Annotated in this window: 23 protein-coding genes and 1 tRNA gene; 7 read left to right on the top strand and 17 right to left on the bottom strand. The window is 34.3% G+C overall.

Annotation, left to right across the window (positions count from 1 at the left end):
• Positions 1-76 precede the first annotated feature (76 nt).
• The 9 genes from GR162_RS00715 to GR162_RS00675 form a co-directional block, all read right to left on the bottom strand.
• Positions 77-1,477: a DUF2252 domain-containing protein gene (locus GR162_RS00715; RefSeq protein WP_160780618.1), complete on the bottom strand. Its 1,401-nt coding sequence runs from the start codon at positions 1,475-1,477 to the stop codon at positions 77-79.
• Between the two features lie 13 nt (positions 1,478-1,490).
• Positions 1,491-2,309, bottom strand: a complete 819-nt coding sequence (locus tag GR162_RS00710; protein WP_160780617.1) for a hypothetical protein — start codon at positions 2,307-2,309, stop codon at positions 1,491-1,493.
• A gap of 91 nt (positions 2,310-2,400) precedes the next feature.
• Positions 2,401-3,417, bottom strand: a complete 1,017-nt coding sequence (locus GR162_RS00705; protein ID WP_160780616.1) for an HAD family phosphatase — start codon at positions 3,415-3,417, stop codon at positions 2,401-2,403.
• 61 nt (positions 3,418-3,478) lie between these two features.
• Positions 3,479-5,161, bottom strand: coding sequence for an arylsulfatase (locus tag GR162_RS00700; RefSeq protein WP_160780615.1), 1,683 nt, complete (start codon positions 5,159-5,161; stop codon positions 3,479-3,481).
• 602 nt (positions 5,162-5,763) lie between these two features.
• Positions 5,764-7,197: a pyruvate kinase gene (gene pyk, locus GR162_RS00695; RefSeq protein WP_160780614.1), complete on the bottom strand. Its 1,434-nt coding sequence runs from the start codon at positions 7,195-7,197 to the stop codon at positions 5,764-5,766.
• Between the two features lie 5 nt (positions 7,198-7,202).
• The gene (locus GR162_RS00690) at positions 7,203-7,691 is read right to left on the bottom strand and encodes an IPExxxVDY family protein (protein WP_008466002.1); all 489 of its coding nucleotides are present in this window, start codon (positions 7,689-7,691) and stop codon (positions 7,203-7,205) included.
• A 125-nt stretch (positions 7,692-7,816) separates the two neighbouring features.
• Positions 7,817-8,557, bottom strand: coding sequence for a ribonuclease III (gene rnc, locus GR162_RS00685; RefSeq protein ID WP_008466000.1), 741 nt, complete (start codon positions 8,555-8,557; stop codon positions 7,817-7,819).
• A 10-nt stretch (positions 8,558-8,567) separates the two neighbouring features.
• Entirely contained in the window at positions 8,568-9,821 is a 1,254-nt protein-coding gene (fabF, locus tag GR162_RS00680) for a beta-ketoacyl-ACP synthase II (RefSeq protein WP_008465997.1), read from the bottom strand.
• A gap of 239 nt (positions 9,822-10,060) precedes the next feature.
• Complete coding sequence (locus GR162_RS00675) at positions 10,061-10,297, bottom strand: acyl carrier protein (protein ID WP_007137004.1); 237 nt, start codon at positions 10,295-10,297, stop codon at positions 10,061-10,063.
• A 175-nt stretch (positions 10,298-10,472) separates the two neighbouring features.
• Here GR162_RS00675 and purN point away from each other — a divergent pair, with 175 nt between their 5' ends.
• Positions 10,473-11,036: a phosphoribosylglycinamide formyltransferase gene (gene purN / locus GR162_RS00670; protein ID WP_008465995.1), complete on the top strand. Its 564-nt coding sequence runs from the start codon at positions 10,473-10,475 to the stop codon at positions 11,034-11,036.
• Positions 11,037-11,186: 150 nt separating this feature from the next.
• Complete coding sequence (gene rnhA / locus GR162_RS00665; RefSeq protein WP_008465993.1) at positions 11,187-11,666, top strand: ribonuclease HI; 480 nt, start codon at positions 11,187-11,189, stop codon at positions 11,664-11,666.
• Positions 11,667-11,729: 63 nt separating this feature from the next.
• Here rnhA and GR162_RS00660 read toward each other — a convergent pair whose 3' ends face one another.
• Positions 11,730-12,077, bottom strand: a complete 348-nt coding sequence (locus GR162_RS00660; protein WP_008465992.1) for a DUF6249 domain-containing protein — start codon at positions 12,075-12,077, stop codon at positions 11,730-11,732.
• 309 nt (positions 12,078-12,386) lie between these two features.
• Between GR162_RS00660 and GR162_RS00655 the strand changes: the two genes are divergently transcribed.
• The 4 genes from GR162_RS00655 to GR162_RS00640 all read left to right on the top strand — a co-directional run bounded on the left by GR162_RS00655 (position 12,387) and on the right by GR162_RS00640 (position 16,471).
• Positions 12,387-12,974 (top strand): RNA polymerase sigma factor, encoded by a 588-nt coding sequence (locus tag GR162_RS00655; protein ID WP_008465991.1) that lies wholly within the window; start codon positions 12,387-12,389, stop codon positions 12,972-12,974.
• A complete protein-coding gene (locus GR162_RS00650) occupies positions 12,958-13,362 on the top strand; it encodes a hypothetical protein (RefSeq protein WP_008465990.1) in 405 nt (134 codons plus the stop codon). The genes GR162_RS00655 and GR162_RS00650 overlap by 17 nt, the downstream gene beginning before the upstream one ends.
• Before the next feature lie 206 nt (positions 13,363-13,568).
• Positions 13,569-14,492 carry a PfkB family carbohydrate kinase gene (locus GR162_RS00645; RefSeq protein WP_008465988.1) on the top strand — a complete coding sequence of 308 codons (924 nt, stop codon included), beginning with the start codon at positions 13,569-13,571 and terminating at the stop codon, positions 14,490-14,492.
• An 80-nt stretch (positions 14,493-14,572) separates the two neighbouring features.
• On the top strand, positions 14,573-16,471 hold the full coding sequence (locus GR162_RS00640) for an amidophosphoribosyltransferase (protein WP_008465986.1): 1,899 nt from the start codon (positions 14,573-14,575) through the stop codon (positions 16,469-16,471).
• A gap of 662 nt (positions 16,472-17,133) precedes the next feature.
• Here the strand turns inward: GR162_RS00640 and GR162_RS00635 are convergent.
• From GR162_RS00635 to GR162_RS00620, 4 genes are all read right to left on the bottom strand, one after another.
• Positions 17,134-17,745: a superoxide dismutase gene (locus GR162_RS00635; RefSeq protein WP_008465979.1), complete on the bottom strand. Its 612-nt coding sequence runs from the start codon at positions 17,743-17,745 to the stop codon at positions 17,134-17,136.
• 139 nt (positions 17,746-17,884) lie between these two features.
• The gene (pth, locus tag GR162_RS00630; protein WP_119788853.1) at positions 17,885-18,514 is read right to left on the bottom strand and encodes an aminoacyl-tRNA hydrolase; all 630 of its coding nucleotides are present in this window, start codon (positions 18,512-18,514) and stop codon (positions 17,885-17,887) included.
• A gap of 381 nt (positions 18,515-18,895) precedes the next feature.
• On the bottom strand, positions 18,896-19,507 hold the full coding sequence (locus GR162_RS00625) for a 50S ribosomal protein L25/general stress protein Ctc (RefSeq protein ID WP_008465977.1): 612 nt from the start codon (positions 19,505-19,507) through the stop codon (positions 18,896-18,898).
• A 76-nt stretch (positions 19,508-19,583) separates the two neighbouring features.
• On the bottom strand, positions 19,584-20,525 hold the full coding sequence (locus GR162_RS00620) for a ribose-phosphate pyrophosphokinase (protein ID WP_008465976.1): 942 nt from the start codon (positions 20,523-20,525) through the stop codon (positions 19,584-19,586).
• A gap of 286 nt (positions 20,526-20,811) precedes the next feature.
• On the opposite strand from GR162_RS00620, the gene GR162_RS00615 reads away from it, so the two are divergent.
• Positions 20,812-20,891: transfer RNA gene (locus GR162_RS00615), tRNA-Leu, on the top strand.
• 57 nt (positions 20,892-20,948) lie between these two features.
• Here the strand turns inward: GR162_RS00615 and GR162_RS00610 are convergent.
• The 3 genes from GR162_RS00610 to GR162_RS00600 are packed head-to-tail and all read right to left on the bottom strand — an operon-like array spanning position 20,949 to position 22,040.
• Positions 20,949-21,242, bottom strand: coding sequence for a type II toxin-antitoxin system RelE/ParE family toxin (locus GR162_RS00610; RefSeq protein WP_160780613.1), 294 nt, complete (start codon positions 21,240-21,242; stop codon positions 20,949-20,951).
• A 3-nt stretch (positions 21,243-21,245) separates the two neighbouring features.
• Complete coding sequence (locus GR162_RS00605; protein WP_160780612.1) at positions 21,246-21,515, bottom strand: type II toxin-antitoxin system Phd/YefM family antitoxin; 270 nt, start codon at positions 21,513-21,515, stop codon at positions 21,246-21,248.
• Positions 21,516-21,575: 60 nt separating this feature from the next.
• Positions 21,576-22,040 (bottom strand): OsmC family protein, encoded by a 465-nt coding sequence (locus GR162_RS00600; protein WP_160780611.1) that lies wholly within the window; start codon positions 22,038-22,040, stop codon positions 21,576-21,578.
• Between the last annotated feature and the right edge of the window lie 2 nt (positions 22,041-22,042).

Here is a 22,042-nt window from a genome sequence, read left to right as displayed (position 1 = left end):
AAAACGACGTAATAAATCAATCCTTTAATATATAGCAACTAGTAGCTTTATTTTCGGATTAATGTTTTTATATAAATTATAATTCTTCTGAAATTGGTAATCTTCCTTGTTTTATCGCTTCCAGCATTTTATTATAATCTGACTCGTTTTGATCAGCGTATAAAACCGAAAATTCCGAAATGGCATCGGCAAATTCGTCTGTGTCTCCAATATATCCCGAAATCATTGAAGGATCTCCAGAACGCGCGTGAGCTCTTGCAAGTGCCCATCCGCAAGCTTTGGCATATTCTGCCATATTTTTAGATTTCATCACTTCTAGAACTGGTTTTACTTTGGCATCTCTCAGCTGACGGATGTAAAAAAATCTATTTTTACTGTCGTCTGTCCATCCCAAAAACATATCCGATGCAGACTGCATTAGCTTTTGCCCCATTACAATTCTCTCACCCTGATGGCTGTATTTCCCTTTTATTTTTACATTCCCTTCTAATACACTTTTTCGGGCTTCTTTAAACTGTAAAAAAATAGGTTCTCCAGTTGCCGACATTAGCAGACTAATGCCACACAATGTTCCAACACTGCCAACACCCACTACTTTTATAACAATATCATGAAGCATGTATCGGTTTAACAAAATCTGCTTTTCTTCTGAAAGCGATTCTAGATATCTATTATGGATAATTTCGCCTTCTTTAGCCACTTGTTTTTCAAGTTCTCCGCTTGGGTGAAATATCAATGGCGGATCATCTTTAATACGGGCTCTGGCGCCATCAAAATAAGTCATCTTTGCAAACTCTTTTTCGTGAGCGGTGTACTCTGATGCCTTTTTAATTCTTTTCTGGTCAAATTCTTTAAATTCTTTATCTCGGCCTAATTCGATCAGTTCTGCTAGATCAATATCGGCATACCAAATCTGAAGTGCTGAAAGTTTGCTGTAATCTATCATGTGCCGTTTGTAACTCTCTGCAACATTCCAAGCAAATTCTTTACAGTTTTTATGGGAGAATTTTCGCCATCTTCCAGCAATAACAAAACTGGCTGCAAGTCTTTTTATATCCCATTCCCAAGGCCCTGGAAAAGTTTCATCAAAATCATTAATATCAAAAACCAATTTTCGTTCTGGAGTTGCAAATCCGCCAAAATTCATCAAGTGACAATCGCCGCAAAGCTGAAGATTTATTCCAGAAACAGAAGTATGAGCCAAATCGGCAGCCATAATCGCAGCGGCACCTCTGTAAAATGCAAAAGGAGATTCCATCATTCTTCTGTATCGAATTGGCAGTAGACTTTCAACTCTTCCCTCGCTAGTTTGAATTAAAATATCTACAGGATCTTTTCGGTTTTTAAAAGAGTTCCATTCCTGATGTTTTGCTAAAGGCGTTTTTTTTCTAATCGAAACGCCTTTTTCATAACGCTGCGCCTTTGATGCAATAGGATCAAACTTAATTTCGTCTGTATTTTTAAGTACATCAGCCATTCTTGATAAAATATTATGATCCAGGAAACACAAAAGAAATTACAGCTCTCAAGCCCCAATCGGGTTTTATGGCCTGATGTCCCACAATCGGAATAAGTGGTTGAACTGAAAACTGTACCACTTGGTCACCAAATTTGGTAATACCCCCCATCATTGGGTTTAAAGAGATTAAAGTAGTATTTCCTTCCCAGTTTTGGGTAATTTCGGCATTTACGCCCCAGTTGGCACCACTTTTATAACTGTGCGAAAGAAATATCTGGGTGTAAAACTGATTAAAATCAGCACGGTCAGAGGCTCCAGCTACAGACCAGATCTGATTGGCAATAAAACCAACCGAAAGGCCTTTGCCCTGATGCATTACTAAAACGCTTGGTCCGACACCAAATTTTTCTGTTCCTAATAATTTATCTGTAGCCGTTGGTACTAAAAATGCTGGTCCGACTCCATAGATTATTTTTTCAGTTTTTGGAGCAAGAAATGCTGTCACTGTGGCATCGCTCAAACCAAATTCGTGTGTATTTAATCCAGTTATATTTCGCTGATCTACAACCGGCAAAATCCATCGGCTTATTAAGTTTAGGTTGTCACTCAATTTAAATGGAATAACGGGCTGAATATTAACCGTATATTTGACGCCATTGTATGGTCCGATTCCATAATTCAAATTATTCTGAAGTGGCACACTAATTAAACTCGCCACTGGATTTGCCAATTTATCAGCCAGTTCCTGAGGACTATTTCCTGGTTTATGTTCTTCTTGAGCATAAGAACTATAGCTTACAACGAAAGAGATTGTACCCAATAGTAATCTAATAAATTTATGAAACTCCATAGGCGTTCTTTTAAAATTTTGTAAACATTTTAAAATCAAAATGAAACAGCCAACCAATAAACTGTTTCACTTCAATTTTAACTAACTCAATCTAATTGTCTGCAAAAACTTTTTTCCAGTCTTTCTGCATATCTACCACATGCCATTTGTTTTTTGCAGCGGCATTTAATGAAGCATTATCCTTTTCTTGATATTTGTATTCTCTTATTGAATCATTATGATTTACAAGCAATTGAAAAGAAGGATATTTATTCCCTTGAGAATATTTCAGCATCGCAATATCTCCTGCACCACCTTCGTTACCGCAGGCAAAAACAGGTCGCTGTCCAATGTGCAACTGAATACCAACAGGTTTCCCTTCTTTATCATTAAAATGATCTAAAGCGGCTTCTCGTTGCACTGCATTTTTAGCTGCATCGTATTTATATTTGAAAGAAGTTCCCACAACTTGATCTTTTGGAATTCCGTAAAAATCTTGAGATATTGCTCGCACCACTTCAATTGTTCCTCCAGTAACGATATAAGTTTTAAATCCGTTGGCACGGAGATAATTCAGCAGTTCTAATTGCGGTTGATAACGTATTTGTTTTACCGGAACATTTTTACCTGGATATTGTGCACTTTTAAAAAAGTCATTCACTGAAGCCTCAAATTCATCTTCTGTCATTCCGGTATGAGTGGCTGCAACCAATTCTATAAGTGCTTTATCGCCTCCTTTTTCAAAGAAGGTTTTGTCTTTTTCTATAACTGCTTTAAAAGGCTGTTTTTGTGCCAATTCCGGTTTGGCTTCTACCATTTTTTTTACTCTATAAAAAGCAAAAAGTTCTTGTACATATGGTTTTTCAGCCCATAATGTTCCATCATTATCAAAAGTCGCAATTCTGTCTTCTACCGGAATAAAATCAGGACTTCCTTCTTTTGTTACTTTTTCAACATAAGCAATAATGTCTTTTTTTAAAGCTCCGTCATTCCAGCTTGGCAATGGATCGCCGTTATTTGCTGCAGCTTCTGTTTGTTTATTTTCTGTTGGAGAAGTTACTGTATCCGATTTTTTACAGGAAAAGAAAAACAAAGCCACCAGAGACAATATATATATACTTTTTTTCATGATGTTTTTATGTTAGTAAAAGAGACCCAGATTTTTCAACCTGAATCTCTTTTGTTATGATTTATTTTTTCTTTTTTGAAGCTGCCTCTTCTTCTTCTTTTATTTTAGGCATTACATTTTTCTCTATATACTGTTTAGCTTTAATATCTTTCATCGCTTCCTCCATAATAGTATAAGCAGAGAAACTCGGTGGGATTGATCTTGGAGGATAATCTTTGAATGTTTCTGCAAAAACAACCACATCTTGTATTGCTCCGTACATCATCTGCACGTGATTCAACTGCCATTCCCAAAATGAATTAGACGTAATATCGGCTCTTTCAAAAGGATCTTGATATAAATTGAATATCTTTTGCAAACGCAGTTTAGTAAATGGTTCAGCCCAAACTCCCATTGTACCTTCAAGACGCTGCTCTGCAAAAACGTATTTATAATCTCCCTCTCTTAAACCAACTAGTAAACCATCGTCATCTGTATAAAAGAATTTATCTCTGGCGCTTTTTGGAGTTTTGCCCTCTAAAAATTTACTTTGATCATAACCATCCAAATGCACTTTGTACGTTTTTCCATTTGCAGAATAACCTTTTAGAAGTTTATTTACGATATCTGGTTCTCCTGCAATTGAAGCAAAAGTCGGAATCCAGTCATTGTGGCTCATTAACTCTGTCGTTACAGTACCTGGTTTAATATGACCTGGCCAACGAACGATACATGGTACACGGAAAGCTCCCTCCCAGTTTGTATTTTTTTCTGAACGATATGGTGTCATTGCTGCATCTGGCCATGTATTCATATGAGGACCATTATCTGTCGAATAAACAACAATTGTATTATCTGCAATTCCTAAATCGTCTAATGCTTTTAAGATGCTTCCGATAGTTTCATCGTGTTCGATCATACCATCAATATATTCGCTGTCTCCATGAGTATATCTTCCTCTATGTTCTTTTCTAACATGTGTACGCAAGTGCATACGAGTAGCGTTGAACCAACAGAAAAATGGTTTTCCGGATGCACTTTGTCTTTTAATAAAATCAATAGCGGCAGCAGATGTTTCGTCATCAACCGTTTCCATTCTTTTTTTAGTAAGTGCTCCTGTATCTTCAATTTTTTGTTTTCCTACTCTACCAAAACGAGGATCAGTTGTTGCATCATCAACATTTGTTGCCGTACATTTTAAAACTCCTCGTGGTCCAAATTTTTTCAAATACTCTGGATCTTTTGGATAATCTGGCAATTCTGGTTCTTCTTCTGCATTTAAGTGATACAGATTTCCGAAAAATTCATCAAAACCATTAACTGTTGGCAAACTTTCATTTCTATCTCCAACGTGGTTTTTACCAAATTGTCCTGTCACATATCCTAAGCTTTTCATTATTCCTCCCACTGATGGATCTAACTGACTCATTCCCATTGGTGCTCCAGGAAAACCAACTTTTGTTAATCCCGTACGAAGACCATGCTGTCCTGTTAAAAATGCTGCACGTCCAGCAGTACAGCTTTGTTCTCCATAATAATGTAAAAATCTTAGTCCTTCATTGGCTAAACGGTCAATGTTAGGGGTTGTATATCCCATAACTCCATCACTATAGGCGCTAATATTGGTAGTCCCAATATCATCACCCCAAAGCACTAGAATATTTGGCTTTTTATTCTGTGCTGTAACAGAAACTCCAGAAAAAAACAGCAATGCTAATACCTTTAAAGTATCTGCAAATCGGCACTTAAATTTGATTTGTTTCATGATAATAAAAAATTCGTTAATAATTCTATGTCTGTATGTGGTGTAAAACTATAAACAAAAATAAGATAATTCTTATTTTTTATAAAATATATTAAAAAGACAGATTGTATTTTTTCCTACATGTTTCAAATTCATTTTGTTTTAAAATCTGAAACAGAATATTTTTAACTTTTTCTTAAGTATCTCAAATTTAACTAGTAAAAGAGCGAACTATTGAATTTATAAGGCATGAACTTGTTTCATATTATAATATGAAACAAGAAAATTGGAGAATTTGCACCAAAATGTTTCATTTTATAAAATGAAACATATCAAAACACCAGAAAGTTAAGCAGTTATGTTTTTTCTTAAAGAAGAATAAAAAGGAAGTAAATGATGATCAAAAGGATTTTTTTGACTAAACAATTTTCAAAATTTTAGTCAAATGAAACCAAAAAATCTTTTTGATCAATGCTTTTTTTGTCAAATCATCAGAGAGTTAAATTAAAATAAGTCCTAGAAAAGACAAAATATCGAATCCAGAATATGAATTGATATTGGTTTTTTAAAACAAAAAAGCCACTTAAAAAATTAAGTGGCTTTCTAAAATTTATTTGAAGTGATTATTCGATTTCAGAAACTCTCATCGTGTTAACCATTCCTTTATCTTTAATTGGCATTGCAGCAAGGTTGATTAAATAATCTCCTTTTTGTGCATAACCTTTGTCAACTGCAATTTGATTTACATCTGTTACAGTATCATCTGTACTCTCTTCATTATCATAGTAGAAAGATTTAACTCCCCATAATAAATTTAATTGAGTCAAGATTCTTCTGTTTGAAGTAAATACTAAAATATGTGCTGTTGATGGTCTCCAAGCTGAAATTTGGAAAGCTGTATAACCACTATTTGTCAAAGTACAAATTGCTTTAGCTTCAATTTCATTTGCTAATAAAGCTGCTTGATGACAAACTGTTTTAGTAACAAAACGTTTTGTTTTAATTTGCGGTGTATTTTGAGGAACTTGAATAAGCGGAGAGTTTTCTACAGCTTCGCAAATTTGTGCCATTCTCTGAATTACTTGCACTGGGTAGTTTCCTGTAGCAGTTTCTCCAGACAACATTACAGCATCTGCACCGTCCATTACAGAGTTTGCAACGTCGTTTACCTCTGCTCTTGTTGGAGTTAAACTTGTAATCATTGTCTCCATCATTTGTGTAGCAACGATAACCGGAATTCTAGCCGTTTTAGCTCTTCTAATTAAATCTTTTTGTACCAATGGAACTTCGTGAGCAGGAAGCTCAACACCTAGATCTCCACGAGCAACCATTAAACCATCGCAATATGCTACAATTTTATCCATGTTCTCAAGAGCTTCTGGCATTTCGATTTTAGCAACGATTGGAATTTTAACCTCTGAGTGTTTTGCAATTAATTCTTGTAAATCCTGCAAATCGCGAGGAGTTTTTACAAATGAAAGTGCGATCCAGTCAACTTTTTGCTCGATTGCAAAAATAGCATCTGCAATATCTTTTTCTGTTAAAGCTGGTAAAGAGATTTTTGTATTTGGAAGATTAACTCCTTTTTTAGATTTTAATTCTCCTCCTTGAATAACTCTAGCAACAACTTCTGTTTTTTTGTCTGTAGAAACAATTTCGAAAATAAGTTTACCATCATCAAGCAAGATACGCTCTCCTGGATTAACATCATTTGGGAAATTCTGATATTTCATGAACACTCTTTTTGATGTTCCGATAATATCTTCAGCAGTTGTAAAAGTAATTTCATCTCCATCGTTTACAACAGTACCTTCTTCCATTACACCAACTCTAAGTTTTGGTCCTTGCAAATCTCCTAAAATTGCTGTCGTGTAACCAAACTCTTCGTTTAAGCCTCTAATGATATTGATTTTTTCTTTTACTCCTTCGTAATCTGCATGCGAAAAATTGATTCTAAACACATTAACACCTGCATCGATCATATCTTTAATGATCTCTCTTGTACTACATGCGGGGCCAAGTGTAGCAACAATTTTGGTTTTCTTGTTTGTTAGCATTTTTTTTAAAAAATTAGATTGTTTTTTGATTTTATTTTGTCTGTATCAACGGCATAAATAGCCACAATACTTTCTATTGTGTTTAATTTTTGTTGAATTTCTGAAAAATTAAGCGCCTCTTCGCCATTATCAATTTTCAAGAAAAAATCGACTTTTTTGAATTCAGGAAGTAAATGAATTGTTGTCGAAACCTCACTTGTTTCATTAGAAAACAAATTCTGGAAATCATTTGTACTCACAGAAATGATTTCATTTTTATTCTGAATTAAATTCCAGGAAACAGCTTTTTCTTCATCATAATAATAGAATCTCGAAAAATTTGCTTCACCTTCCTTAGTCTGAGCATGGATCTCGTTTTTGCTCTTACTTAAGTTGATCGGAAGGATTTTATTGATAAAATAGGCTAATCTATAATCTTCTAATGAAGTATGAATTGCCATTAAATAATAATCAATTTCGTCAAATTCGTCTAAATCCAATTTATGAATAGCCATGTCTTGAAAAATCAAGTTGTAAATATACTATTTCTAAACGGAGCATCAACAGTTATGACATGCTTGTTTTGTTAAATTATAAACGAAAACGATGTAGCCTTGTGAGAGTTACAACATTTTTGCAGCTATTTCTTGTCAATTTTTTCTTGAAACGCAAAATAAGCTCTCTGCGATGCTTTTTCTTCTGCTTTCTTTTTTGAAGTTGCTCGCGCTCTTGCGACAACTTTATCATCAATACTCAATTTAACACCAAATAGACGCTGTCCGTCTATACCGTTATCTTCAAAAATGTCATAATGAAAAACTCTTTTTTCTTTCTGACACCATTCAATAACAAGGCTTTTATAACTTATCACTTTTCCTTCAAGTCGCGCAATATCTACATAAGGCGTCACTACTCTTTTTTGGATGAATTTCTCGCAAAAAGTATAGCCCTTGTCTAAATAAATAGCACCTATTAGGGATTCAAAAATATTACCGTGAATGTTTTCTCCAAAATGCTGAATCGGCACTTTGCTCTCTACAAACTGCACTAAATTTAAGTCTTTACCTAATTCGTTCAAATGTTCACGACTCACTATTTTCGAACGCATTTTGGTTAAATAACCTTCATCTCCATTTGGAGCTTTATTAAATAAATGTGCAGCAATCACGGCACTTAACATAGCGTCTCCTAAAAATTCTAAACGTTCATAATTAATAGGATGTCCATTTTGATCTAGTTTATTAGACGAACGATGGGTAAATGCCCGTCTATAAAAATCTACGTTAGAAGGCTGAAAACCAAGAATTTTCTGAATAGTGTCAAAAAAAATCCCGTCTTCTTGAGAACGGGATTTCGAAAATATTTTTTTGATAATATTCATATACAGAAAATTAATCAGCTAGTTTTTTAAACAATACGCAAGCATTGTGTCCACCAAAACCAAATGTATTACTCATAGCAACATTTACTTCTCTTTTTTGAGGTTTGTTTAGAGTAAGATTTAAAGATGGATCAATGTTTTCGTCAACAACTGTATGGTTAATCGTTGGAGGAACAATTCCGTGCTGCATTGCCAAGATAGAAGCAATAGCTTCAATAGCTCCAGCTGCACCCAATAAGTGTCCTGTCATAGATTTTGTAGAGTTAATGTTGATGTTTTTAGCATGATCACCAAAAACAGCACTAATTGCTTTTAATTCAGCAACGTCTCCTAATGGCGTAGAAGTTCCGTGAGTATTGATATGATCCACTTGATCGGGAGTCATTCCAGCATCTCTCAATGTGTTTTCCATTACTGCGATAACTCCAATTCCTTCCGGATGTGGTGCAGTTAAGTGGTAAGCATCAGACGACATACCGCCACCGCCAATTTCGCAATAGATTTTTGCCCCTCTTGCTTTAGCATGTTCATACTCTTCAAGAACTAAAGCTCCTGCTCCTTCACCTAAAACGAAACCATCTCTGGTTGCATCAAAAGGTCTAGAAGCTGTTTCTGGGCTTTCGTTTCTTGTAGATAAAGCGTGCATTGAGCTAAATCCTCCCATACCTGCAATTGTAACAGCAGCTTCAGAACCACCAGAAACAATAACATCGCACATTCCTAAACGAATGTAATTGAAGGCATCGATTAATGCATTTGCAGAAGATGCACAAGCAGAAACCGTAGTATAATTTGGTCCCATATACCCGTTACGCATAGAAATATGTGCAGGAGCAATATCGGCAATCATTTTAGGAATAAAGAAAGGATTGAACTTTGGAGTTCCATCACCTTTTGCATAATACAATACTTCATCTTGGAAAGTCTCTAAACCTCCAATTCCTGCTCCCCAGATAACACCAACTCTTTGTTTGTTTACGTTATCATTTGTGATTCCAGCATCTTTAATAGCTTCATCACTGGCAGCAATTGCGTATTGTGCAAATTTATCTAATCTACGAGATTCCTTGCGATCCATGTAATCTTCAATATTGAAGTTTTTTACTTCGCAGGCAAATTTCGTTTTGTGTTTCTCGGTATCATAATATGTGATTGGAGCGGCTCCGCTAACTCCATTCACAAGTGCATTCCAATATTCTTGGATATTATTCCCAATAGGAGTAAGTGCACCTAATCCTGTTACAACAACTCGCCTTAATGCCATAAATATGTGTTTTGTACTTTAAACAAATAAAACCCACGCTTTCTTAACTTATAGTTATTTAAGAGCCATGGGAATTACAATATAAATATATCTTTTTGATTGAAAAATCAATCGAAATTTAAATTTAAAAAATAATAACACCCGATTTCTAGAAATTCCAATTCTTTAAAAAACAAATTCCAATTTTGGGATTTGGATATTCAAATTTTGAGATTTTTTAGAATTCGGGTGTGGTATTATTATTTTTTTGCTTCTTCGATATAAGAAATAGCTTGACCAACAGTAGCAATGTTTTCTGCTTGATCGTCTGGAATTTGAATATCAAATTCTTTTTCGAATTCCATAATAAGCTCAACAGTGTCTAGTGAGTCAGCTCCTAAATCATTAGTGAAGCTTGCTTCTGTTACAACTTCGTTTTCGTCAACACCTAATTTGTCTACGATAATCGCTTTTACTCTTGATGCAATGTCTGACATAATCTTTAATTTTAGAATTTAATTTGTTGGCAAAAATAAAAAACTTTATTTTAAAACAACTATTTAGTTTATAAATGTGACACTAATTTATAAAATTAATTTCAAGAAAGGTCTTTTAAAGCTATTTATTTTCGATTTTTATTCCGTTTTTTGCACTCTCAAAACACACAACTTTATGAAAAAAATTATCGTTTTTGCCTCAGGATCAGGAACTAACGCAGAGAACATTATAAAATATTTTTCGAACACTGAAATTGCAAAGGTCGTTTCGGTCTTTACAAATAATGCTTCGGCAAAAGTGATTGAAAGAGCAAAAAATCATCAAATTCCAGTCGAAATCTTCGAAAAAAACGAACTTTTAGAAAGAAAAGTGCTACAAAAAATACAAAAAATCGACCCGGATTTGATAGTTTTGGCTGGTTTTCTACTCAAATTCCCAGAAAACATAATTGAACAATATCCAAATAAAATAATCAATATCCATCCTGCACTTTTACCTAATTATGGGGGCAAAGGAATGTATGGAATGCACATCCATAGAGCAATTATAAATAATAAGGAAAAGGAAACTGGAATATCTATTCATTATGTTAACGAAAACTACGACGAAGGCGCTATCATCTTTCAGGCAAATGTGGCTTTGACAGATGAAGACACTCCAGAAACAGTTGCAGAAAAGATTCATGAGCTGGAACAAAAACATTTTCCAGAAATCATACATAGATTATTAGAAATTTAAACTATTAGACTTCTTAGACATAAGACTACTTAGATTTTAATCTAAAGCATTTTTAAAAATCTAAGCAGTCTAAAATCTAAAGATGTTTAATGTCTAAAAAAGAAAAACCTAAAAGTCTAAAAATCTAAAATCTAAGCAGTCTAAAATAAAATGAATCACGAAGTACATATATATACCGATGGCGCGGCAAAGGGAAATCCAGGAAATGGCGGTTATGGGGTCGTGATGGAACTGGTGGGCACTCCGCACAAAAAAGAATTCTACGAAGGCTTTCGTCTGACTACTAATAATAGGATGGAACTTTTGGCTGTAATTGTGGGGTTAGAAAAACTGAAAAAACCCAACATGAAAGTCCTTGTGGTTTCGGACTCTAAATATGTTGTCGATTCTGTTGAAAAGAAATGGGTGCTTGGCTGGGAGAAAAAAGGTTTTGCTGGAAGAAAAAATGCAGATCTTTGGAAACGCTTTTTAATCGTCTACCGCAAACATCAAGTCGATTTTAAATGGATTAAGGGACATAACAACCATCCGCAAAACGAACGCTGTGATCAACTGGCCGTAATGGCATCTATGCAACCCAAACTTTCAATCGATTCTTATTACGAAAACATCGATTCTAAGTTGCTATAAAAAAGATAACGTATCGAAAACCTAAATTCTCGATACGTTATACTCAAATTACTAATTTCAATTTTATTCTTTATCTAAGTCTTTTGCAGTTTTAAATCCTGTCAAAAGTCCGATTCCTGACATTATAAAAATAATTGAAGGATAAACCGCACCATCATTAAGAGATGTATAAGTGGTGATTAATAGCGCAAGAAAAATTCCAACACCGCTTCCTATTAATAAGAATGCTAGATTTACTACAAAGATTTTCCAAGCTGGAACTCCACTTCCCTTTCCTTGCAAAAAGATACTGGCATCTACCCCTTTTTCTATTAGAGCCAGACGCTCTCTGTTTCTTGTTGAATAAATTAAATAAACGATTCCGAAGATCATTAAGAAAAGACTGATTGGAATTAAAATTTTTTCGTCCATGATATTTTATGTTTTTAATTGATTGATATACCTCATATGACGAGGGTTTTTAAATTGAGGTTACAAGAATTTTAAAATAAATTCCAATTTCTAAACTCCAAATTCCAAAACTTACTGATAATCAATTAATTTTGACTCTAAAAAACTTTGTCAAAGTTGAATCTTTCTAAAAGCTTATACTATATATATAATATGTATAATCTGAATTTAACTCTGATAGTTAATTAGATTGGAATTTGGGATTTGCTTTTTGGAATTTATTTTCAATTTCTTGTAACCTAAATTAACATTCTGTCGTCCTATATAATTATGAGCACATTAACTGATCAACATTATATCGATAAAATCCTAAAGGGCGAGACCAGTGCTTTTGCCGTTCTTGTAGATCGTTATAAAGATATGATCTTTACGCTGGCTCTAAAAATGGTTAAAAATCGGGAAGAAGCAGAAGAAGTTACACAGGATACTTTTATAAAAATTTATAGTTCGCTGACAAAATTTAAAGGAGAATCTAAGTTCTCAACTTGGATTTATAAAATTGCCTATAATACTTGTCTAGACCGTTTAAAGAAAAACAAAAAAGAAGATTTGAATATTTCTATTGATGATTTTTCGTCTCATTTAATCAAAACAATGGACAATGCTTTAAGCGCATTAGAAGAAAATGAACGAAAGCAGACCATTCAGAAATGTTTGACTTTATTGCCAAGTGATGAAAATTTCCTTTTAACCTTATTTTATTTTGATGATCAGAGTTTAGAAGAAATTGGAAAGATCATGAATATATCGGCCAATAATGCAAAAGTGAAATTATTTAGGAGCCGACAGAAATTAGCCGTAATTTTGAGACAGCAGTTAGAACCAGAAATAATAGAATGTTATGAGAGAGAGCGATAAAAATATAGACCAACTTATTAAGAAAATGATGGCTGAAGAAAAACTGCAGTCACCATCAGTAGATTTCACTTCAAAAATAATGGCTGAAGTTCATATACTAGAAGAGAAAAAACTCAAAGCATACAAACCTTTAATTTCTAAACCAATCTGGATTACGATTGGCTTAGCTGTGGCGGCATTAGTGCTTTATGTTTCTCTGTTTTCTGTTTCGAATAATGATTTTAAAATTGACGTAATCGGGAAATTATATTCTGATAGAATCTCAACAGCATTTTCTAGAATTCATTTTTCTAAAAACATCTTATATGCCATTTTGATTGTTCCAATTATGATTTTGGTTCAGGTTGGTATTTTGAAGAATTATTTTGATAAGAAATATAATCTGTAAAATATTCGCAATTATTTTCAAAAAACTTGCATCCTAAATTCAAAAAGCCTATTATAAACACTGCTAAAAATCAATTTTAACCCATTCATTTACAATAGTTTTACTTCGAAATCGTTGTCATTTTTTTAAGAAAATTTTGAGAACCTAAACCGTTGCAAGATTGTAACTTATGAAGTATCTTTGCACCCTAATTCGAAATTCATAAAATGAATAAACTATTGATTGTTGGAACAGTTGCTTTCGACGCTATTGAAACTCCTTTCGGAAAAACAGATAAAATATTAGGTGGTGCTGCAACGTACATCGGATTATCAGCGTCATTTTTTAACTTGCAATCGGCCATTGTTTCTGTAGTTGGCGACGATTTCCCTCAAGAACATTTGGATCTTTTAACTTCAAAAAATATTGATATCTCTGGTATCGAAATTGTAAAAGGAGGAAAGACTTTTTTCTGGAGCGGTTTATACCACAACGATTTAAATTCTAGAGATACTCTTGTAACTGAGTTGAACGTTTTAGCTGATTTTCAGCCAAAAGTTCCTCAAAACTACAAAGATGCTGATGTTGTAATGTTAGGAAACTTACACCCATTAGTACAAAGCAGTGTTTTAGATCAAATGGAGAAAAAACCAAAATTAGTAGTTTTAGACACTATGAACTTTTGGATGGACTGTGCTCTTCCAGAATTATTAGACGTTATTAAACGTGTAGATGTTATTACAATCAATGACGAAGAAGCAAGACAACTTTCAGGAGAATATTCATTAGTAAAAGCTGCCGCTAAAATCCAAGACATGGGACCAAAATATGTGGTGATCAAAAAAGGAGAACACGGAGCACTTTTATTCCACAACAGAGAAGTTTTCTTTGCACCGGCTTTACCATTAGAAGATGTTTTTGATCCAACAGGAGCAGGAGACACTTTCGCAGGTGGTTTCTCTGGATTTATTGCGCAAAGCGAAAATATTTCGTTTAACAACATGAAGAATGCAATTATTTACGGTTCAAATTTAGCTTCTTTCTGCGTTGAGAAGTTTGGAACTGAAAGAATGGAATCATTAAGCAAAGCCGAGGTAGCGATTCGATTACAGCAATTTAAGTCGTTAACTCAGTTTGACATAGAAATATAATGCCTAAGAGCCTCGATAAAACGGGGCTTTTTTATTACGAATACACACAACTTACAACAACACACAAATAACAAAAAACAATGAGCGACGCTTTAAAACACGAATGTGGGATAGCTTTAGTTAGACTACTTAAACCGCTTGAATATTATAAAGAAAAATACGGAACTGCTTTCTACGGAATCCAGAAGATGTATTTAATGATGGAAAAACAGCATAACCGTGGACAAGACGGAGCTGGTTTTGCAAGCATTAAATTTGATGTCGATCCAGGACAGCGCTACATTAGTAGAGTTCGTTCTAATCACGCACAACCTATACAAGATGTTTTTAAACAAATCAATGAAAGAATCAGCGAGGAGTTAAAAGCACATCCAGAATTGGGAGACAACATGAAAGAGCTAAAAGCAAATATTCCTTATGTTGGAGAATTGTTTTTAGGTCACGTTCGTTACGGAACTTTTGGAAAAAACAGCATCGAGAGCGTTCACCCATTCCTGCGTCAAAGCAACTGGATGCACCGTAACCTGATTTTGGCAGGAAACTTTAACATGACAAATGTTAAAGAACTTTTCGAAAACTTGGTTGAACTTGGCCAGCACCCAAAAGAAATGGCTGATACCGTTACGGTAATGGAAAAAATCGGTCACTTCTTAGACAAAGAAGTAATGCAGTTATACCAAGATTGTAAAGCTGAAGGCTACTCAAAAAGAGAAGCTTCTCCAGTAATTGCAGAACGTTTGGATATTGCTAAAATCTTAGCTCGTTCAGCGAAAAATTTAGACGGAGGTTATGCTATGGCTGGTTTACTAGGTCACGGTGACGCATTTGTTTTTAGAGATCCTGCAGGAATTCGTCCAGCTTATTATTATCAAGATGACGAAGTTGTAGTTGTCGCTTCTGAAAGACCAGTTATTCAAACTGTATTTAATGTTCCTTTTGAAAGTGTTCAGGAAATCAATCCAGGAAATGCATTGATTATCAAGAAAAATGGTAACGTTACTATGAACCAAATCTTGGAACCAACTACTTTAAAAGCTTGTTCTTTCGAAAGAATCTACTTCTCAAGAGGAAGTGATGCTGAAATTTATCAAGAACGTAAAAATTTAGGAAAATTTATTTTACCTGCTGTTCTTAAAGCAATTGATAGCGACACAGACAACACTGTTTTCTCATATATTCCAAATACAGCCGAAACATCATTCTATGGTTTAGTTGAAGCTGCTCAGGATTTCTTAAATCAGAGAAAAAATAATTACATTCTAGAAAATAGAAACACATTAACTGCAGAAACACTTCAGGAGCTTTTATCTGTAAAGATACGCACAGAGAAAGTGGCTATTAAAGATGCTAAACTTAGAACTTTCATCACAGAAGATAGCAGCCGTGACGATTTGGTGGCTCACGTCTACGATGTTACTTATGGCGTAATTAAACCAGAAGATAACTTAGTAATTATTGACGACAGTATTGTTCGTGGTACTACATTGAAAATGAGCATCATCAAAATGATGGATCGTTTAAAACCAAAGCGCATCGTAATTGTTTCATCGGCACCTCAAATTCGTTACCCTGATTGTTACGGAATCGATATGGCAAAACTAGAAGGTTTAGTTGCTTTTAGAGCAGCACTTGCTTTATTAAAAGAAAGAAACCTTTATCATATTGTAGACGAAGTTTATGCCAAATGTAAAGCTCAAGAAAATTTCGCAGACAAAGATGTTGTGAATTATGTTACAGCAATATACGATCAATTTACTGACGAAGAAATCTCAGATAAAATTGCAGAAATGCTAAGCTCACCAGAAATAAATGCAGAGGTAAAAATCATCTTCCAAACAGTAGAAGATTTACACAGAGCATGCCCTAAAAATTTAGGTGATTGGTACTTTACGGGAGATTACCCAACTCCTGGCGGAAACAGAGTTGTAAATCGTGCTTTCATGAATTTTTATGAAGGAAAAGACGCTCGAGCGTATTAATAAAATACTAATAAAAGGTTAAATAGTGCATTTCATCGGTTTTTTTTGCCGTTCATCCCATTTCTTTGGTGAAATTGAAAAGCTATGATACTTTTGAGATACCATAACATTAGTAGGTTAAGTTTATGGTAGATTTGGGGCAAAAAGGGTGGAAGCAATTCCACCTTTTTTATTGAAATAAACTCAACCTATTTATAAACAGCCGATTATATCTCTTCATCGGATTTACTTACCTTTCATCTAAAAATTTTTACTCGAAAAAATAACTGTCATACATTTACTAGACCATAACGTTAGTAGGTTAGTTTATGGTAGATTTGGGGCAAAAAAGGCGGAGTAACTTCCGCCTTTTTTATTGTAAATTATTAACAAATTGACAATCAACGTATTAATGTCTTTTTATCGAGTATAATTGCATTTCATCTAAATTTTTTTCTTTATAAAAATTCCCGCCATACCTTTACTGGACCATAACATTAGTAGGTTAGTTTATGGTAGATTTGGGGCAAAAAAGGCGGAACTTCTTTCCGCCTTTTTTATTTTCTCTTTTTTTGAGAATAAATAAAAGAAAATAGAGTAAAGATTATATACGAAATGTATAGATAAAAAAAGACGAGCACCTTTGGCACTCGTCTTTTCTCTATATTCTTTACTCTATTCTCTTATTTTTCTAAAGCAAATCTTCTAGCAACTTCTGTCCAGTTAATTACATTGAAGAAAGCTTCGATATAATCTGGTCTTCTGTTTTGATAGTTTAAGTAGTAAGCGTGCTCCCAAACATCCATTCCTAAGATCGGAGTTCCACCGTGACCAGCAACTTCTGGCATTAATGGATTATCTTGATTTGGAGTACCTACAACTTCTAACTTTCCTCCTTTTTGAACTGTTAGCCAAGCCCATCCAGAACCAAATTGCGTAGCACCAGCTTTAGCAAATTTTGCTTTAAATTCTTCGAATGATCCGAAAGAAGACTCAATTGCAGCTAATAAATCACCTGTTGGCAATCCTCCTCCGTTTGGAGACATTACAGTCCAGAATAAATTGTGATTGTAAAAACCTCCACCATTGTTACGAACTGCTGCGTTAGATTTGTCTAAGTTGATTAAGATATTTTCGATAGTTTTTCCTTCTAAATCTGTTCCAGCAATAGCAGCGTTAAGATTTGTAGTATATGCGTTGTGGTGCTTTGTATGATGGATTTCCATTGTACGTGCATCAATATGTGGTTCTAATGCATCGTATGCATAAGGTAATTGTGGTAATTCAAAAGCCATGGTATTATGATTTTTATGGTTTATAATAATTTATTCCAAATTTAGACATTTAACTTTGGAATTGAAAATACTATTTCGTTATAATTAAATTAAATTCACTGATAATTTACATTTTTAGAATATAAACACCTGAAAATCTTTATTTTCCATTAAATGTAGTCATTGTATTTTCTAAACCAGCAGTTCCGAAAGTTTTTATAATTTCAGCAGAAGTTTCTAAACGCTCTGGCAATTTTGCTTCTTCTTCGGCATTCCATTCTCCTAAAACATAATCTACCTGCTGGCCTTTTTTAAATTGGTCGCTGATACCAAATCTATAGCGGGTATAGTTTTGCGTATTAAGAACTAAATTGATGTTTTTAAGTCCGTTGTGGCCGCCATCGCTTCCTTTTGGTTTGATGCGGATTGTGCCAAATGAAAGGTTTAAATCGTCTGTAATAACCAGAATGTTCTCTAACGGAATATTTTCCTTATCCATCCAGTATTTTACTGCTTTACCACTAAGATTCATGTAAGTGTTTGGCTTTAAAAGAAAAAAAGTTCTTCCTTTAAATTTATATTCAGCCAATGCGCCCAATTTTACGGTTTCGAATGAAAGCCCTTCTTTTTTAGCGAAAAAATCAAGCACTTTAAATCCGATATTGTGTCTGGTGTTTACGTATTCGGCTCCGATATTTCCTAATCCTACGATTAAATATTTCTTCATATTGTCTTCTTTGTTCTCTTCTTTTGATGTTGATGAAAACATTTTTGTTATCCATTTTATCATGATTGCAAAAGTAAGATTAATTAGAGAATGCGGCAATTGGATAATTAGATAATTTGAAAATGCGGCAATTAAATAATTTCTTACTGGCCGTGGTTTAACCGCAAAGTTCGCAAGGGTTTACGCAAAGAACACTAAGATTTCTTGTCCTTCTTGTCATCCAGAGCGAAGTCGAAGGTCCACAAAAAGAAGGTCGACAACCTAAATTCCATACTTTGAGTTGGCTTCGACTCCGCTCAGCCTGACATGTTCAATATTTGTCAAGCTAAGCGGAGTCGAAGCGTTACATAGCAAAAACCTTAGAATCTTAGCATCTTAGAAACTTAGAAGCCAAAAAAAAGCCCCAATCGAAAGATTGAGGCTTTTTGTATAGTTTGAAAAAAATTATTTTTTCTTTCCTTTTGCAGGAGCTTTTGCAGCTTTTGCAGCCTCTTGAGCAGCTTTCATAGCAGCACGAGAGATTCTCACTTGACAAACTACAGTGTTGTCTGGGTGCATAATTTTGTACTCTGGTTTTCCAACTTTAGTAACGTATAATTTGTTACCCATTTCAAGTGGAGTGATGTCAGCTTCAACAAAATCAGGAAGATTTGCTGGTAAAGCTTTAACTTTTAATTTACGTTGGTTTAAACGTAAAACACCTCCCGCAAGAACACCTTTAGATGTACCAACGATTTTCACAGGAACCTCCATTGTGATTTCTTTATCATCAAATAATTGGAAGAAGTCGATGTGTAAAATTTTGTCAGTTACTGGGTGAACTTGGATATCTTGCAAAATTGCATTGAATGATTTTCCTTTTCCAAGTTCGATCACAACTGTGTGAGCGTTTGGAGTGTAAACCAAGTTTTTGAATGCAGTAACGTCTGCAGAGAAGTGTACTGCCTGGTTTCCTCCGTATAAAACGCAAGGTACCTGTCCAGCATTACGTAAGGCTTTAGTTGACACTTTGCCCACGCTTTCTCTTTCTGATCCTTTAATTGTAATCGATTTCATTGTAAAAAAAATATAGTTATTAATAATAAATATTCTAATTCTTAGTGTAGTAAGATTGCTTCGTTCCTCGCAATGACTACATTATAAATTTTCCACTGATGGAATTATTGTGGTGAACCATTTGCATTACCTCAGCAAATAGAGGCGCGCAGCTTACCACTTTTATTTTCTTTGATTCTCTCTTTAACGGAATAGAATCGGTTACGATTAATTCTGTTAGTTTTGAGTTTTCAATTTTCTCATACGCTCCGCCAGATAAAATAGCATGCGTACAAATTGCTCTTACACTTAGCGCTCCTTTTTCGATCATTAGGTCTGCCGCTTTCGCTAAAGTTCCTCCTGTATCGATCATGTCGTCTACTAAGATTACGTTACGTCCTTTTACTTCACCAATAAGCTCCATAGTATCGATAACGTTGGCTGCTTTTCTTTGTTTGTAACAGATTACTACATCTGATTCTAAAAACTTAGAGTAAGCATATGCTCTTTTTGAACCTCCCATATCCGGAGATGCAATTGTCAGATTTTCTAAATTTAAACTTTCTACGTATGGTAAAAAGATAGTAGAGGCAAATAAATGATCTACCGGTTTTTCAAAGAATCCTTGAATCTGATCTGCATGCAGATCCATTGTCATGATTCTTGTTGCTCCTGCAGCTGTTAGTAGATTTGCTACTAATTTAGCTCCAATTGGAACTCTTGGTTTGTCTTTTCTGTCTTGTCTTGCCCAACCAAAATAAGGCATAACAGCTGTAATATGTCTTGCTGATGCACGTTTTGCCGCATCAATCATTAACAACAATTCCATCAGATTATCTGCACTTGGAAAAGTTGAGCATACGATAAATACTCGTAAACCTCTAATTGATTCTTCGTAAGACGGCTGAAATTCTCCGTCACTATACGTTGACATCGTTACTTTTCCTAACGGAATCCCGTAATCTTTTGCAATTTTTTCTGCAAGATAAACACTTTGTGAACAAGCAAAAATTTTAGCTTCTGGTTCTAGGTGCGACATTGTAATTTGTTGTTTTATTCCGTTACTTTTCTACAATTCAACTTTATTATTTAAATAAAGCAGAAAGCGTATAAATGTCTCGGATGTAGTTAGTTGTGTGTGCTTCGTTTTAACGAGCCGCAAATTTATAAAATTTATTGAACACTGAAAGTAAAAATTTAAGTATTTTTAGTAGTTCGTTTAAAATTATTTTTTACATTTGCACCGTGTTAAAGGAATGGCGCCATTTATGACTTCATTCTATTGCGTTAAAATAATCGCTTTTGATTATTTTTTCGTCTGCTACGCCCGGATGGCGGAATTGGTAGACGCGCTGGTCTCAAACACCTGTGGGAAACCGTGCCGGTTCGACTCCGGCTCCGGGTACTTAAAAACCTCTTCTTTAACGGAAGAGGTTTTTTTAGTTTCATTTTAGCCGTAAAATTATAACTTTAATTTTTTAGGATTCTGATAGGTGTTCCAAAATCTTAAAAGTTCAATATTGTAATTTTCTAAGATTCTATAATATAATGTTATTTGTTTTGTAACAGGAACATGAAATACATCTTTGTAATCTGTAGGCTTAAAAACTAAATTTTGCTTTAACAATAACAATATTAAGGCATCTGTCTTATCTATAAAATTATACACCTCTTGTAAAGTCCATTCACTTTGCAAATATTCAATATTTTTCCAATAATCATTTTTCGCTGCATTTGTCCAAATTACCTCTGCCATGAATTATCTATTGAATAAATGCGGAAAACGTTTTCTAGTTTCATCCATAACATCTTGATGGGATTGCACTCTACCTTTTGCTATATCTTCCAAGGCTTCATCAATTGCTGTTTTCTGTTCCTTACTTAATAACGAACTATCATCTTCCTCATCTAACGGAACAATTACAAAAGAACGCCCTTTACTTCTGTGTATAACAAGCTTTTCAGATTCAGCTATTTCTAAATACTTTTTAATATTTCCTCTAAATTCCGTTACGCTTACTGTTTTCATAATAATCAATTTGTACAAATGTACGCTTTTCTGTACGTTAGTAAATTTATTTATTATAATTTATTCGCAACTCGCCTCATGCAAAACAGGAAAATTACAAGAATTAGCAATAAAACACAATTGATTTGCTTTATGATGCAATTCCAACGCCAATTCTATTTGATCGGGATTTGAGATTTTTACTTTTGGATATAATTTTGCTTCAATAAAACGTCCACTTCCGTCTGGATTTACTTCTAAAGTTGTTTCTGCATTGTCTGAATATTCTAAAACTTCTATTCCGTTTTGAGAACAGACGTATAAATAGGACATCATATGGCAGGAAACTAAACTACTCAACAATAAATCTTCGGGATTGTATAATTCAGGATCACCTTTGAAGGCTTTTGCAGCTGAAACATCTAAAATGGGTTTGCCTTCAATTTGAATTTGATGGGTTTTGCTGTAGAATCTTTTAGACGATTCTTCTTGATTTTGTCTGGAATTCCAGTTTAATTTTGCTTTGAATGTATGTTTGAAAGTCATTT

This window comes from Flavobacterium sp. HBTb2-11-1 (genome assembly GCF_009826975.1).
Classification (GTDB): Bacteria; Bacteroidota; Bacteroidia; order Flavobacteriales; family Flavobacteriaceae; genus Flavobacterium.
Note: the sequence above shows the minus strand (reverse complement) of the source record. Positions and strands in the feature narration are given on the sequence as shown.